The sequence below is a fragment of the Rhodovulum tesquicola genome (assembly GCF_024128855.1).
Lineage (GTDB): Bacteria > Pseudomonadota > Alphaproteobacteria > Rhodobacterales > Rhodobacteraceae > Rhodovulum > Rhodovulum tesquicola.
The window spans coordinates 91,080-104,815 of record NZ_JAMYDV010000005.1 but is presented as its reverse complement, the minus strand read 5'-3'; the positions used below and the strand labels follow the sequence as shown (position 1 = coordinate 104,815).

Below are 13,736 nucleotides of genomic sequence, written 5' to 3'. Positions count from 1 at the left end.
GCTAGCCCATGGTGCGGGCCAGGGTCTGGCCGGTCAGCCGCAGCATCGCCCAGACGATCACCGAGGACAGTGCCAGCAGCACGAAGCCGAAGGCCGCGCCCAGTTCCCAGTTGAAGCGGACGATGAACTGGGAATAGATCAGCTCGGTGAACCACAGGCTGTCCTTGCCGCCCAGCATCGTGGGCGTCAGGTAATTGCCCAGCGACAGCATGAAGACCACGATGGATCCCGAGACGATGCCGGGCATGGCATGCGGGATCACGATCTCGCGCAACACGCTGAAGGCATTGCCGCCCAGGTCGTAGCCTGCCTCGATCACCTCGTCGGGCAGGCTTTCCAGCGTGGTGACCAGCGGAACCACCATGAACAGCATGGAGGTATAGACCAGCCCCACCATGATCGCGGCGTCATTGTAAAGCATCTCGACCGGCTGATCGACCAGCCCAGCCCATTGCAGCAGGCTCGAGACCACGCCGGTTTCGCGCAACAGGATCATCCAGCCGAAGGTGCGCACCAGTTCCGACACCCAGAACGGCACGAGGCACAGCAGGAACAGCGCCGAGCGGGTGCGCCCGCGGGCGAGCTTGGCGATGTAGTAGGAGACCGGGAAGGCGATCGCGAGCGTCAGCGCCGTGGCGATCAGCGACATGATCGCGGTGCGGGCAAAGGTCCGCAGGTAGAGCGGTTCGTTCAGGAAGGTCAGGTAGTTGCCGAAGCCGAAGCGGTATTGCCCGACGCCCACCCGCTCGCGCAGCGAGACCAGCGCCATGTCGACATGCGGGATCAGGATCAGCAGCGACAGCCATAGCAGAAGCGGCATCAGCAGCAGGATAAGCCCGATCCGCGCCTCGGCCTTCATGGCGCGGCCCCGGCGGCGAAGCAATTGCCCTGATCGCCCGCCCAGCCGACATGAAGCTCGGCGCCGCGGGAAAGATCGGCGAATTCGCCCGATTGCGGCAGGTTCACCTCGATCTCCTCGGCGCCGGCCTGCACGATCACGCGGCTGGCCGCGCCGTTGAACAGAAGTGCCGCGACCCGGCCCGACAGGCGGTTGTCGAGCCCGGCCAGATCGGCGGCCGAGCGGGCGAGCCGGATCGCCTCGGGACGGACGAAGATCTGGGTCCGGTCGCCGGGGGAAAGCGGGCGGCCATGGCGTGCGCCGCGCAGCGTCAGGCCGCTGTCGGTGGCGATTTCCATCTCGTCGCCCTCGATCCGGGCGATGCGGCCGGTCCAGCGGTTGGTATCGCCGACAAAGCCCGCGACGAAGGCGGTGGCGGGGCGGTAGTAAAGTTCCTGCCCGGTGCCGACCTGTTCGAACCGGCCGTGATTCATCACGGCGATCCGGTCGGACATCACCAGCGCCTCGGACTGGTCATGGGTGATGTAGACGAAGGTGGTGCCGAAGGCGGACTGCATCTGCTTGAGTTCGACCTTCATGCGTTCGCGCAGCTTCAGGTCCAGCGCGCCGAGCGGTTCGTCCAGCAGCAGGACATCGGGTTCCAGCACCATGCAGCGGGCAATCGCCACGCGCTGCTTCTGGCCGCCCGAAAGCTCGTCGACCTTGCGCGCGCCGATGCCGGGCAGGCCGATCCGTTCGAGCGCCTCGTCCACGCGGCGCGCGATCTCGGCCCGGCCCATCCCCTTTCGGCGCAGGCCATAGCCGATATTCTCGGCGATGGTCATCATCGGGAACAGGGCCAGGTGCTGGAACACCATGTTCACCGGCCGCTTGTTGGGCGGCGTGTCCAGCACCGAGCGGCCGCGGATCAGGATGTCGCCCGAACTGGGGTCAAGAAAGCCCGCGATCATCCGCATGATCGTGGTCTTGCCGCAGCCCGAGGGGCCGAGGATCGAGAAGAACGCGCCGTTCGGCACGGCGAATGACACATCGTCCACAGCAAGCGCGGAACCGAAGCGCCGCGTCAGGCTGACACATTCGAGATCGGGGGTCATGGGCCGTCCGGGCTTGCGGCGGGGGGCAGGCGCATGGCCCGCCCCCCGCGCGCGGTTCAGTTCGCGGCCTTGACGCGGTCGAGCACGGCACCTTCCAGCGCCTCGAGGCCCGCGGGCACCGGCGGATACCAGTTGATGTTGTCGATCGCCTCTTGCGGGAAGCTTTCCTGGTAGCGCGCCTTGAGTTCGTCGGGGGCGAAGGCGTCGGCGCCCTGCGAGGCGGTGAAGTTGCCCGCGGCCTCGGTGATCATCGCCGCGACCTCGGGGCGCATCACGAAGTTGATCCAGGCATAGGCGGCGTCATCGGCCCGGCCCTTGGCGGGCAGCGCGAAGGTGTCGACCCAGCCCAGCGCGCCGGAGGCGGGCGCGACGAAGGTGATGTCGGGATTGTCGGCGTTCAGCTTCCAGCCGCCGGTATCCCAGGCCATCGCGGCCACCACCTCGCCCGAGCGGACCAGCCCCATCAGCTCGTCGCCGCCGCCCCAGTAGGTCTTGACGTTGGGCTTGCACTCGACAAGCTTGGCCTCGACCGTGGCCAGCATCTCGGAATAGGCGGCCTCGTCACCGTAAAGCGCGAAGGGGTCGATGCCCATCGCGAAGGCAAATCCGATCAGCGTGGGCCGTTTCAGCCGGTAGGAGACCTTGCCCGCCACCTCGGGCGCGCAGAGATCGGTGTAATCCTGCACCATCCCGGCCTGCGCGCGGTCGAGCACCAGACCGTCGGTGCCCCAGACATGGGGCAGGCCGTAGACCTCGCCGTTCACGGTGGTGTTGGCCTTGGTGGCTTCCAGCATCGAGGGGATGAACAGCGAGGCGTCGACCTTCGACAGGTCGATCGGCTTGTAGATGCCGAACTCCTCCTGCGGACCGGCGATCCGGTCCTGGCTGGGCTGGGCGAGGTCGAACCCGCCCCCGGCCGTGGCGCGCAGCTTGGCGATCATCTCCTCGTTGTTCGACAGCGTGACCTCGACCTTGTGGCCGGTTTCCGCCTCGAACATGGCGACGACATTCTCCGGGGCGTAGCCGCCCCAGGTCAGGAGGCGCAGGGTGTCCGCCGAGGCCGGGACGGCAAGGACCGCGAGGGTCATGGCGAGGCTGGACGCGGCAACAGCTTGGCGTTTTGTCATGGTCTTCCCTGTCGAGATGGTCTGGTTGACGTGCCGCCAGCTTGGTCCGCCATGCCAGCGCCGTCAATTCGTTTCGTCGTGACAGAAAGGCGGCGCGGTCGGCCCCCGCGGCCCGGTCCGGGCTATTTCTCGACCGGCAGCCTGGCGTTCAGCCATTCCAGGAAGCTGCCCATGTTGTAGACCTTGTCATAGCCGAGCTTCTTCATCACCCGCGCTGCCGCCAGCGAACGGGCGCCGGTCTCGCAATAGATCGCGAAGGTCCTGGCGGGGTCGAGCGCGGGGTCGAAATGCGGGCCGTTCGGGTCGGCCTTGTGGCGGATCATGTGCATCGGCACCTCGATTGCGCCCTTGCACTTGCCGAAGCGGGCGATCTCGTGCGGCTCGCGCACGTCGATCAGGATGATCTCGCCCTTCTCGGCCAGCGGCGCGGCGTCCCGGGCGCGAATCTCGTCGACATTGGGATAGAGCCTGAGCATCAGATCCACCATCTTGAACATCGGCGCGCACTCCTGTTGGCTGAGGTCGGGCGGACTATAGGCACCCGCGCCGGATTGTTAAGCGGCAATCGGCGGGCGCGCGCGCATGTTCGCCCTGTGTTCCCTTTTTCCCGTTGGGAATCCGGCACGCATCACCTATGTGTTGTTCCGTCATCCCCGGGGGCAGTCATGGCCGATCTGAAACGCATCGAGGTGCGCGGCGCGCGCGAGCACAATCTCAGGAATATCGACGTCGACATTCCCCGCGATGCGCTGGTGGTCATCACCGGGCTGTCGGGCTCGGGCAAGTCCAGCCTTGCCTTCGACACGATCTATGCGGAAGGCCAGCGGCGCTATGTCGAAAGCCTGTCGGCCTATGCCCGGCAGTTCCTGGACATGATGCAGAAACCGGATGTGGACCATATCAGCGGGTTGAGCCCGGCGATCTCCATCGAGCAGAAGACGACGTCGAAGAACCCGCGATCCACGGTCGGCACGGTCACCGAGATCTACGATTACATGCGGCTGCTGTTCGCCCGCGCCGGCACGCCCTATTCGCCCGCCACCGGCCTGCCGATCGAGGCGCAGCAGGTGCAGGACATGGTCGACCGGGTGATGGCGATGGAGGAGGGCACGCGCGCCTATCTGCTGGCCCCCATCGTGCGCGACCGCAAGGGCGAATACCGCAAGGAATTCCTTGAGTTGCGCAAGCAGGGCTTCCAGCGCGTCAAGGTCAATGGCGTCTTTCACGATCTGGACGAGGCGCCCACGCTGGACAAGAAGTTCCGCCACGATATCGACGTCGTGGTGGACCGGATCGTGGTCAAGCCGGGGCTTGAGACGCGGCTGGCCGACAGTTTCCGCACCGCGCTGGACCTGGCCGACGGGATCGCGGTGCTGGAAACCGCGCCAGCCGAGGGCGAGCCCGAGCGGATCACGTTTTCCGAGAAATTCGCCTGTCCCGTCAGCGGCTTCACCATCCCCGAGATCGAGCCGCGGCTGTTTTCCTTCAACGCCCCCTATGGCGCCTGTCCCGATTGCGACGGGCTGGGGGTGGAGCTGTTCTTTGACGAACGCCTTGTGGTGCCCGATGCCGCGCTGACCGTCTGGGACGGGGCCATTGCGCCCTGGCGCAAGGGCAAGTCGCCCTATTTCCGCCAGACCATCGAGGCCATCGCGCGCCATTACGGTTTCGACAAGGACACGCCATGGAAGCACCTGCCCGATGAGGTCAAGGCGGTGTTCCTGCATGGCTCGGGCGAGGAGGAAATCCCGTTCCGCTATGACGAGGGCGGGCGCATCTACAACGTGACGCGGCCCTTCGAGGGCGTGATTCCCAACATGGAGCGGCGCTATCGCGAGACCGACAGCGCCTGGATCCGCGAGGAGTTCGAGCGCTACCAGAACAATCGCCCCTGCCATGCCTGCGGCGGGCACCGGCTGAAGCCCGAGGCGCTGGCGGTCCGGATCGGCGGGCTGCATGTCGGTGAAGTGGTGCAGATGTCGATCCGCGAGGCGCTGGCCTGGGTCGAGCGCGTGCCCGACAGCCTGAGCAACCAGAAGAACGAGATCGCCCGCGCCATCCTCAAGGAAATCCGCGAGCGGCTGGGGTTCCTGAACAATGTGGGCCTCGACTACCTGACGCTGTCGCGCAATGCGGGCACGCTGTCGGGCGGGGAAAGCCAGCGCATCCGGCTGGCCAGCCAGATCGGCAGCGGGCTGACGGGGGTGCTTTATGTGCTGGACGAACCCTCGATCGGGCTGCACCAGCGCGACAACGGGCGGTTGCTGACGACGCTCAAGAACCTGCGCGACCAGGGCAATTCGGTGCTGGTGGTCGAACATGACGAGGAGGCGATCCGGGAGGCGGATTATGTCCTCGACCTTGGCCCCGGGGCGGGGGTGCATGGCGGCATGATCGTGTCGCGGGGCACGCCTGCGGAGATCATGGCCGATCCGGCCTCGGTGACGGGGCAATACCTGTCGGGCGCGCGCGAGATCGCGGTGCCTGCGACGCGGCGGCCGGGCAATGGCAAGAAGATCACCGTGGTCAAGGCGACCGGCAACAACCTCAAGGACGTGACGGTGGATTTCCCGCTGGGCAGGTTCGTCTGCGTCACCGGCGTTTCGGGCGGGGGCAAGTCGACGCTGACCATCGAGACGCTGTTCAAGACCGCCAGCATGCGGCTGAACGGCGCCCGCCAGACGCCCGCCCCCTGCGAGACGATCAAGGGGCTGGAGCATCTGGACAAGGTGATCGACATCGACCAGCGGCCCATCGGGCGCACGCCGCGGTCGAACCCCGCCACCTATACCGGCGCCTTCACGCCGATCCGCGACTGGTTCGCGGGTCTGCCCGAGGCGCAGGCGCGCGGCTACAAGCCGGGGCGGTTCAGCTTCAACGTCAAGGGCGGGCGCTGCGAAGCCTGCCAGGGCGATGGCGTCATCAAGATCGAGATGCATTTCCTGCCCGATGTCTATGTCACCTGCGAGACCTGCAAGGGCCATCGCTACAACCGGGAAACGCTGGAAATCCGTTTCAAGGGCAAGAACATAGCGGACGTTCTTGAGATGACGGTCGAGGATGCGCAGGAGTTCTTCAAGGCGGTGCCCGCAATCCGCGAGAAGATGGATGCGCTGGTGCGCGTGGGCCTTGGCTATATCCAGGTCGGCCAGCAGGCCACGACGCTGTCGGGCGGCGAGGCGCAGCGGGTGAAGCTGTCCAAGGAATTGTCGAAACGCGCCACGGGGCGGACGCTTTACATCCTGGACGAACCCACCACGGGGCTGCATTTCGAGGATGTGAGAAAGCTACTCGAAGTGCTGCACGAACTGGTCGAGCAGGGCAATTCGGTCGTGGTGATCGAGCACAATCTGGACGTCATCAAGACCGCCGACTGGATCATAGATATCGGCCCCGAAGGCGGCGATGGCGGTGGGCGGATCGTGGCCGAGGGCACGCCCGAAGAGGTGGCCGAGGTGGCGGCCAGCCATACCGGGCATTACCTCAAGGACATGCTGAAACCCCGCAACCTGGCGGCGGAATAGCGCCATGGTCCGGGGGCGGATCGGGGTGGCGCTGGGCTCGGGCGGGGCGCGGGGGTGGTGTCATATCGGCGTGCTGCGGGGGCTTGATGCGCTTGGGCTGTCGCCTGACGTCGTGGCGGGCTGTTCGATGGGGGCGCTGGTGGGCGCGGCCTATGCGGCGGGCCGGCTCGACGCGCTGGAGGAATGGACGCGCAGCATGACGCGGGCGCGGCTGGTCGGGTTGCTCGATGTCAGCCTGGTCAGCGGCGGGCTGGTCGAAGGGCGCCAGATTGCACGGGTGCTGAAGGATCTGGGTCTGCCCGAGCGGATCGAGGACCTGGACCGACCCTTTGCCGCCATCGCCACCGACATGGAGACGGGGCGCGAGATCTGGCTGACCAAGGGTGATCTGGGGGCGGCGGTGCGTGCCTCGGCCGCGCTGCCGGGGGTCATCAGCCCCTGTCACCACGAGGGGCGGTGGCTGCTGGATGGCGGGCTGACCAACCCTGTGCCTGTCTCGGCGGCCCGGGCGCTGGGGGCTGATATCATCATCGCGGTCAATCCCAACGGCAAGCGGTTCGGCCAGCTCTGGCAGGCCGCGCCGCCCGAGGGTGGACCCTTGTCGGCCATTGCCGAGGCGCTGCCCGATACGATGCGAAAGCAATTGTCCTGGCTGATGCTGGACGAACCGGGGCCGCGGCCGCCCAACTATCTGGATGTGGTCTCGACGGCCATAGATGTGATGACCGAGCAGATCCGGCGCAGCCGTCTGGCGGGCGAACCGCCGCATGTGCTGTTGAGCGCCCACCTTGCGCATGTCTCGGTGCTGGACCTGCACCGCGCCCCCGAGGCGATCGAGGAGGGCCGCCGCCTGGTCGAGCGCCATGCCGAGCAGCTTGAGGATGTGCGGGGATCCTGATGGGTCAGTCGATCAGACGGTCGAGGGCATCCACGATGTCGATCACCGCCCGCGTCCGTGGATCGACGCGGACAACCATTCCGTCATTGCGCAGATAGTAGTCCCAGCGCGGGTCAAGGCGCAGGCTGCGCGGTTCGCGCAGGATGTAATAGCCACCGCCGACCGGCGGACCATAATACCAGCCCGCGTCGCGCTGTTGCTTTTTGGCCAACCCCGGCGGCACGCAGGGCGGGGTCTTGTTGGCCAGTCCCGGCGGGCAGTGCGGCGGTTGCGCAGAGGCGTCCGCGGGAAGCAGCGTTGCGACCAGAACGGCAAGTGCCGCGTGTTTTCTCATGCCTGTCCTCCATGGCCGGGGTCCGGAGTGCAGCATGACCCCGGCGGGCAGCGCACGGGCGCCGCCCCGGTCTGCGCCTTCGGGTGAGGCCCCGCGCGCGGCGATCGGTCCTGTTGGCCCGATCGCTGTTCGGCCGACTCAGGCCTTGGTCTTGCGCGTGTCGATGCCGAGCAGGCTGTAGGGCGGGCAGGTGCCCATCGCCGCCGTGGCCAGCAGGACGATGCCGATGAGTCCGGCGATCCAGGCCCAGACACCGCCGAAGGTGGTGAAGGCGAGGATGAGCAAGAGCACGCCGATGACGGCCCGGACGGCCCGGTCGACCGTTCCCATATTCTTTTCGAACATTGGCTTTCTCCCTTGTTGGCGGGCCGCTTGATCCTTGCGGTCCCGATAGATGGAATCTGGACGGCCGGGCGGGCGTTTCAAGCCCGTCCGGCCGACGGGGCGCGCGGGAAGACGACGCGCCGCAGGGCTGATCAGCCCTTTTTCTGGCAGGTGTTCACGCCGATGAAGTTGTAGAGCGGGCAGGAGGACATCAGTCCGGTGGCCAGCGGGACGATGCCGATCAGCCAGAGCGGGCTGGCGTCGGTCAGGAACGCCCAGGCCAGGAGCATGAACGCGCCGATAGCGATGCGGGCAGTGCGGTCGATGCCGCCGACATTCTTCTTGAGCATGGGTCTTCTCCGATGGTGTGGAAGGGTTGCCGCCCGAGTTTCCCGGGCGTTGTGATCCCACCATGCGTCATGCCGGGCGGCGGGTCTGTGATCTTGTCACGCCGCGCCGTCGGCGGATGCCAGCCGGGCAAGTCCCGCGCGGTCGTGGATCGTCACCACGCCGCGGTCGACCTGCACCAGCCCCGCCTTGGCCAGCGCGTCGAGCCGACGCGAGACGACCTCGCGCGCGGTGCCGATGCGGGTGGCGATCTCCTGATGGGTGGCGCGCATGGCGCCGTCCTCGGAGGAGGCCAGCAATTCGGCCGCCAGACGGCTTTCGACGCGCTGGAAGGCGACCCGTTCCAGCAGCGCCATGATGGATTGCAGCCGCATCGCGAAGGCGCCGAAGACGAAACGGCGGAAGACCGGCGAGGCGTCCATGAGCCGCAGGAACATCTCGCGCGGCAGAAGCACGGCCTCGCAATCGGTGACGGTGATCGCCTCGCCGGTGTAATCCTCGCCGCCCAGCAGGCCGAGGGTGGATTGCACGCAGGACTGGCCTGGCTCGATTCCGTAAAGCAGGATCTCGCGGCCGGTGGGGCCGGTCAGGAAGACATCGACCCGGCCGGACAGGAGGATGGTGAAGCCCTTGGCCGCCTCGCCGGGGCAGAACAGCACCTTGCCCTTGGGCAGGCGCAGCACGGGCAGGTTTTCAAGCCGGGCGGCGGTGCCCGGCTCGATCCCCTCCAGCCCCTCTGCGCGCGACAGCCAGCTCATGCCCGGCCGCGTTTCTCGAAGCGGGGCAGCATCGCCGAGAAGTCGCGGCCCTTGCCGTCCTCCTGTTCGACGAAGGCGGCGTAAAGCTCGGCCGCGCGCTGGCCCATCGGCGTGTCGGCATCGGCGGCCTCGGCGGCCTGCTGGGCAAGGCGCAGGTCCTTGAGCATCAGTTCCGCGGCGAAACCGGGCCTGTAGTCGTTGTCGGCGGGGCTTTTCGGGCCGATGCCGGGGGCGGGGCAATAGGCGTTCATGGTCCAGCTATAGCCCGAGGAGGTCGAGACCACGTCGAACATCTTGCCCCGGTCCAGCCCCAGCTTGTCGGCCAGCGCAAACGCCTCGCAGGTGGCGATCATGGTGACGCCGAGGATCATGTTGTTGCAGATCTTGGCGGCCTGGCCCGCGCCCGAGGCGCCGCAATGCACCGCCTTCTGGCCCATCACGTCGAACAGCGGGCGGACCTTGTCGAAGGCGGCTTCGCTGCCGCCCGCCATGAAGGTCAGGGTTCCGGCCGCGGCCCCGCCGACGCCGCCAGACACGGGCGCGTCCACCGCCATCTTGCCTGCGGCCTCGGCATCGGCGGCGACGGCGCGGGCGCTTTCGACATCGACGGTCGAGCAGTCCAGCAGCACCGCGCCTGCCTCCATCACCGGCAGCACCTCGGCGGCCACGGCGCGCAGGATGGCGCCGTTGGGCAACATGGTGATGACCACATCCTGCCCGCGCGCGGCCTCGGCGGCGCTGGCGGCCGCGGTGACGCCTTCGGGGCAGGGGGCGGCAAGGTCGAAGCCCGTCACCTGATGGCCCGCCCCGGCAAGGTTCGCCGCCATCGGCGCGCCCATGTTGCCCAGTCCGATGAAGCCCACCTTCATGTTCTGTCCTCCTCAAGGTTCAGTTCGTCCGGCCCCAGCGGCGCCAGCATCGCCGCCACATCGGCCGCGGGGACCGCATTCAGGTCGGCATGGCGCCAGCTCGGGTTTCTGTCCTTGTCGATGATCGCCGCGCGGATGCCTTCGAGGAAATCCGCATGTTCCGGCGCGCGATGGGTGAAGCGGTATTCCAGCGCCAGCGCCTCGCGGATGTCGTCGCAGCCTGCAAGGCGGTTCTGCATCTCGATGGTGCAGGCGACCGAAAGCGGGCTGCCCCGGTTCAGGCGGGCCAGCGTGTCGGCGGCAAAGTCCGAGCCGTCGGCCCGCAGCGCGGCGACGATCCCGGCCAGATCCGGTGCGGCGAACAGCCGGTCCACCAGCGGCTGAAGCGCGGGCAGGTCGCCCGGCGGCGGGGGCAGCGCGGCGGCAAGGATGGCGTCGGGATTGCCGGTGGCGACAAGTTCGGCGATCAGGTCGGGCCAGTCGGCCTCGGCCACGAAATGATCGGCAAAGCCCGCAAGGATCGCGTCGGCCGGTCCCATCCGGCGGCCCGTCGCGCCCAGATAGGCGCCCAGCCGCCCCGGCGCGCTGGCCAGCAGCAGCGAGCCGCCCACATCGGGGACAAGGCCGATGCCGCATTCGGGCATGGCGATCTGGCTGGTCTCGCCCACGATGCGGTGGCTGCCATGGCAGCCCACGCCGACGCCGCCGCCCATGGTGAAGCCCTGCATCAGGCTGACCACGGGTTTCGGGTAGCCCGAGACCTTGGCGTTCATCCGGTATTCGTCGCGCCAGAATTTCTGGCCATAGGCGTAGTCGCCCTGCCTGCCGGTTTCATACATCACCGCGATGTCGCCGCCCGCGCAGAACGCCTTGTCGCCCTCGGCGTCGATCACGACCAGCGCGATGCCCGCCTCGTGCTGCCAGTCGTCCAGCGCCTTTTCGATCGCAAGGCACATCGGATAGGTCAGCGCGTTCAGCGCCCTGGGGCGGGTCAGCGTGATGCGGCCCGCGCGGCCCTCCTGCCGGATCGCGATCTCGCTCATCCGCGGGCCTCGATCATCTGGCGGGCGACGATCAGGCGCATGATCTCGTTTGTGCCTTCGAGGATCTGGTGCACGCGCAGGTCGCGGACGATCTTCTCGATGCCGTAATCGGCCAGATAGCCATAGCCGCCATGCAGTTGCAGGCATTGGTCGGCCACGCGGCTGCCCGCTTCGGTGACGAATTTCTTGGCCATGGCGCAGAATTTCGTGGCATCGGGGGCCTGGGTGTCCAGCTTCCACGCCGCCTGCCGCAGGAAGATGCGCGCGGCCTGCAACTCGATCTCGGCGTCCGCCAGCCGGAATTGCAGCGCCTGGAAGCGGTCGAGGCTCTGCCCGAACGCCTTGCGCTCGCCCATATAGGCGAGGGTGGCGTCAAGGGCGGCCTGGGCGGCGCCCAGGGAACAGGCGGCGATGTTCAGCCGCCCGCCATCGAGCCCCATCATCGCGTAGCGGAAGCCCTTGCCCTCCTCGCCCAGAAGGTTCGCGGCCGGGATCGCGCAGGCGTCAAGCTGCACCTGCCGCGTGGGTTGCGAGCGCCAGCCCATCTTGTCCTCGAGCCCGCCAAAGGACAGGCCCGGCGTGCCATCCTCGACGAGGAAGGCGGAAATGCCCCGGGGGCCATCCGCGCCGGTGCGGGCCATCACGATATAGGCGTCCGAATAGCCGCCGCCCGAGATGAACGCCTTGGTACCGGTCAGGCTGTAGCCCTCGTTCGTGCGTTCGGCGCGGGTCTTGAGTGCGGCGGCGTCGGACCCCGATCCGGGTTCGGTCAGGCAGTAGGACAGCACCTTGTCCATGGCGAGTGCCGGGGGCAAGAGGCGGGCCTTTTGTTCGTCGCTGCCGAAGCTGTCGATCATGCGGGCGCACATGTTGTGGATCGACAGGAAGGCCGCGACCGAGGGGCAGGCCATCGACAGCGCCTCGAAGACCAGCGTCGCGTCAAGCCGCGTCAGCCCCGCGCCGCCCGAGACCTCCGAGACGTAAAGCCCGCCGAAGCCCAGTGCGCCCAGCTTGGGCCACAGATCCTTCGGGATCGTGCCCGCCTCCTCCCATGCGCGGGCATGGGGGGCGATTTCCTCGGCGCCGAAGGCGCGGGCCATGTCGAAGATCGCGACCTGTTCCTCGGTCAGTGCGAAATCCATTGCTCCTCCCCCCAATTAATGAACGCTCGTTCATTTGACAGGCTGCCCGGCGCGAATGCAAGGGGGCCGGGCGTCACAGATCGGCGTTGTATTCCTCGATCAATGCGCGGATCACGTCCGCCACGGCCGCGTCGGCGGTCTTGCCCCCGGCGAGGGCCGCGGCATGGACGCGGCGCTGGCGGTCGGCCGAGGTGCCATCGGCGATCACGTCGCGCGCGGCCTGCACCTCGGCCCAGCAGCCCAGCGCGGCGGCGTCGGGTTCGAGCAGCGCGATCAGTTCGTCCAGCAGCTCGGGGAAGGGCACGACCTGCTTGCGGCCGAAATCGATCAGCCCCTCGCTTACGCCATAGCGCTGCGCGCGCCAGCGGTTCTCGCCCACGAGGAACCGTTCATAGACCCGCCAGCGCTGGTTCCGCCCGGCCAGCCGCCAGAGCATCCGCGCGATGCATTGCGTCAGCGCGGCGATCGACAGTGCATGTTCCAGCCGGGGCGAGACATCGCAGATGCGGGTTTCCAGCGTGGGAAACCGGGCCGAGGGGCGCAGATCCCACCAGATCTTCGTGGCGTCCTCGATCAGGCCCATACCGACCAGCGCGCCGACGGAACGTTCGTAATCCGACCAGCTTTCGAAGCGCGGCGGCAGGCCGGTGCGGGGCAGGTTGTCGAACACCGTCAGCCGGTAGGAGGCCAGCCCCGTATCCACCCCCTGCCAGAAGGGCGAGGAGGCCGACATCGCCAGAAGATGCGGCAGGAAATAGGACATCTGCGCCATCAGGTCGATGCGCTGGTCGGGATCGGGGATGCCGACATGGACATGCATCCCGCAGATCAGCATGCGCCGCGCGACGCCGGCCAGTGCGCGTTCCAGATCGTTGTAGCGGTCCTTGTCGGTGTGGTGCTGGTCCTTCCAGTCGGCGACGGGGTGGCAGGAGACGGCGATGGGGGCAAGGCCATGGGCTGCGGCATGCCTGGCGACCGTCGCGCGCAGGCGGCGCAGGTCGTCGCGGGCCTCGGGCAGGGTCGCACAGACGCAGGTGCCGACCTCGATCTGGCATTGCAGGAACTCGGGTGTCACCTGGGCGCCGAGATCGGCCATGCAGGCCTCCATCAGCGTCTTGGGGGCCTCGACCAGGGCGCAGGTGTCGGCATCGACCAGCAGGTATTCCTCTTCGATGCCGATGGTGAAGTCGGGGGCTGTGGCGGTCATCGGGATGGCCCTCCGGCGGTCGCATGCCTGCGCATTGTCAGCAGGAAACAACGGGGGCGGCAAGCGTTTCGCGTAGCCCGGGGCTTCGGGCCGGAGCGATTCGCAAGAAACAACCGGAGGGTGAGAATATCGCGGCGGCTATTGTGTCCGGGCGAACTGCCGTCGCGTCACCCGGGCGTCTAGCACAAGTCGGGGTTGAAAAAAGGCGG

At 67.5% G+C, this 13,736-nt stretch carries 14 protein-coding genes; 2 read left to right on the top strand and 12 right to left on the bottom strand.

Annotated features, from left to right (window positions below; genetic code table 11):
- Position 1 precedes the first annotated feature (1 nt).
- The 4 genes from NHN26_RS06875 to NHN26_RS06860 form a co-directional block, all read right to left on the bottom strand.
- Complete coding sequence (locus NHN26_RS06875; RefSeq protein WP_253088761.1) at positions 2 to 859, bottom strand: ABC transporter permease; 858 nt, start codon at positions 857 to 859, stop codon at positions 2 to 4.
- A complete protein-coding gene (locus NHN26_RS06870) occupies positions 856 to 1,953 on the bottom strand; it encodes an ABC transporter ATP-binding protein (RefSeq protein WP_253088760.1) in 1,098 nt (365 codons plus the stop codon). Before NHN26_RS06870 ends, NHN26_RS06875 begins: the two co-directional genes overlap by 4 nt.
- Positions 1,954 to 2,009: 56 nt before the next feature.
- Positions 2,010 to 3,041 carry an extracellular solute-binding protein gene (locus NHN26_RS06865; RefSeq protein WP_253088759.1) on the bottom strand — a complete coding sequence of 344 codons (1,032 nt, stop codon included), beginning with the start codon at positions 3,039 to 3,041 and terminating at the stop codon, positions 2,010 to 2,012.
- Between the two features lie 161 nt (positions 3,042 to 3,202).
- Positions 3,203 to 3,577: a rhodanese-like domain-containing protein gene (locus tag NHN26_RS06860; RefSeq protein ID WP_253088758.1), complete on the bottom strand. Its 375-nt coding sequence runs from the start codon at positions 3,575 to 3,577 to the stop codon at positions 3,203 to 3,205.
- Positions 3,578 to 3,745: 168 nt separating this feature from the next.
- Between NHN26_RS06860 and uvrA the strand changes: the two genes are divergently transcribed.
- The gene (gene uvrA / locus NHN26_RS06855; protein ID WP_253088757.1) at positions 3,746 to 6,604 is read left to right on the top strand and encodes an excinuclease ABC subunit UvrA; all 2,859 of its coding nucleotides are present in this window, start codon (positions 3,746 to 3,748) and stop codon (positions 6,602 to 6,604) included.
- A gap of 4 nt (positions 6,605 to 6,608) precedes the next feature.
- The gene (locus NHN26_RS06850) at positions 6,609 to 7,502 is read left to right on the top strand and encodes a patatin-like phospholipase family protein (RefSeq protein ID WP_253088756.1); all 894 of its coding nucleotides are present in this window, start codon (positions 6,609 to 6,611) and stop codon (positions 7,500 to 7,502) included.
- 4 nt (positions 7,503 to 7,506) lie between these two features.
- On the opposite strand, the gene NHN26_RS06845 is transcribed toward NHN26_RS06850, so the two are convergent.
- The 8 genes from NHN26_RS06845 to NHN26_RS06810 form a co-directional block, all read right to left on the bottom strand.
- On the bottom strand, positions 7,507 to 7,836 hold the full coding sequence (locus NHN26_RS06845) for an excinuclease ABC subunit A (protein ID WP_253088755.1): 330 nt from the start codon (positions 7,834 to 7,836) through the stop codon (positions 7,507 to 7,509).
- Between the two features lie 138 nt (positions 7,837 to 7,974).
- The gene (locus NHN26_RS06840; protein ID WP_132693692.1) at positions 7,975 to 8,181 is read right to left on the bottom strand and encodes a YgaP family membrane protein; all 207 of its coding nucleotides are present in this window, start codon (positions 8,179 to 8,181) and stop codon (positions 7,975 to 7,977) included.
- A gap of 131 nt (positions 8,182 to 8,312) precedes the next feature.
- The gene (locus tag NHN26_RS06835) at positions 8,313 to 8,510 is read right to left on the bottom strand and encodes a YgaP family membrane protein (RefSeq protein ID WP_132693693.1); all 198 of its coding nucleotides are present in this window, start codon (positions 8,508 to 8,510) and stop codon (positions 8,313 to 8,315) included.
- A 96-nt stretch (positions 8,511 to 8,606) separates the two neighbouring features.
- Positions 8,607 to 9,266, bottom strand: a complete 660-nt coding sequence (locus NHN26_RS06830) for a Crp/Fnr family transcriptional regulator (RefSeq protein ID WP_253088754.1) — start codon at positions 9,264 to 9,266, stop codon at positions 8,607 to 8,609.
- Positions 9,263 to 10,135, bottom strand: coding sequence for a 3-hydroxyisobutyrate dehydrogenase (gene mmsB / locus NHN26_RS06825; protein WP_253088753.1), 873 nt, complete (start codon positions 10,133 to 10,135; stop codon positions 9,263 to 9,265). Before mmsB ends, NHN26_RS06830 begins: the two co-directional genes overlap by 4 nt.
- Positions 10,132 to 11,178: an enoyl-CoA hydratase/isomerase family protein gene (locus tag NHN26_RS06820; protein ID WP_253088752.1), complete on the bottom strand. Its 1,047-nt coding sequence runs from the start codon at positions 11,176 to 11,178 to the stop codon at positions 10,132 to 10,134. Before NHN26_RS06820 ends, mmsB begins: the two co-directional genes overlap by 4 nt.
- Entirely contained in the window at positions 11,175 to 12,320 is a 1,146-nt protein-coding gene (locus NHN26_RS06815) for an acyl-CoA dehydrogenase family protein (protein ID WP_253088751.1), read from the bottom strand. Before NHN26_RS06815 ends, NHN26_RS06820 begins: the two co-directional genes overlap by 4 nt.
- A 73-nt stretch (positions 12,321 to 12,393) precedes the next feature.
- Positions 12,394 to 13,527: a carboxylate-amine ligase gene (locus NHN26_RS06810; RefSeq protein WP_253088750.1), complete on the bottom strand. Its 1,134-nt coding sequence runs from the start codon at positions 13,525 to 13,527 to the stop codon at positions 12,394 to 12,396.
- Positions 13,528 to 13,736 lie beyond the last annotated feature (209 nt).

Excerpts from the sequence above, each read along its gene's own strand:
- NHN26_RS06875 (WP_253088761.1), bottom strand. The coding sequence starts at position 859 with ATGAAGGCCGAGGCGCGGATCGGGCTTATCCTGCTGCTGATGCCGCTT.
- NHN26_RS06870 (WP_253088760.1), bottom strand. The coding sequence starts at position 1,953 with ATGACCCCCGATCTCGAATGTGTCAGCCTGACGCGGCGCTTCGGTTCC.
- NHN26_RS06865 (WP_253088759.1), bottom strand. The coding sequence starts at position 3,041 with ATGACCCTCGCGGTCCTTGCCGTCCCGGCCTCGGCGGACACCCTGCGC.
- NHN26_RS06860 (WP_253088758.1), bottom strand. The coding sequence starts at position 3,577 with ATGTTCAAGATGGTGGATCTGATGCTCAGGCTCTATCCCAATGTCGAC.
- uvrA (WP_253088757.1), top strand. The coding sequence starts at position 3,746 with ATGGCCGATCTGAAACGCATCGAGGTGCGCGGCGCGCGCGAGCACAAT.
- NHN26_RS06850 (WP_253088756.1), top strand. The coding sequence starts at position 6,609 with ATGGTCCGGGGGCGGATCGGGGTGGCGCTGGGCTCGGGCGGGGCGCGG.
- NHN26_RS06845 (WP_253088755.1), bottom strand. The coding sequence starts at position 7,836 with ATGAGAAAACACGCGGCACTTGCCGTTCTGGTCGCAACGCTGCTTCCC.
- NHN26_RS06840 (WP_132693692.1), bottom strand. The coding sequence starts at position 8,181 with ATGTTCGAAAAGAATATGGGAACGGTCGACCGGGCCGTCCGGGCCGTC.
- NHN26_RS06835 (WP_132693693.1), bottom strand. The coding sequence starts at position 8,510 with ATGCTCAAGAAGAATGTCGGCGGCATCGACCGCACTGCCCGCATCGCT.
- NHN26_RS06830 (WP_253088754.1), bottom strand. The coding sequence starts at position 9,266 with ATGAGCTGGCTGTCGCGCGCAGAGGGGCTGGAGGGGATCGAGCCGGGC.
- mmsB (WP_253088753.1), bottom strand. The coding sequence starts at position 10,135 with ATGAAGGTGGGCTTCATCGGACTGGGCAACATGGGCGCGCCGATGGCG.
- NHN26_RS06820 (WP_253088752.1), bottom strand. The coding sequence starts at position 11,178 with ATGAGCGAGATCGCGATCCGGCAGGAGGGCCGCGCGGGCCGCATCACG.
- NHN26_RS06815 (WP_253088751.1), bottom strand. The coding sequence starts at position 12,320 with ATGGATTTCGCACTGACCGAGGAACAGGTCGCGATCTTCGACATGGCC.
- NHN26_RS06810 (WP_253088750.1), bottom strand. The coding sequence starts at position 13,527 with ATGACCGCCACAGCCCCCGACTTCACCATCGGCATCGAAGAGGAATAC.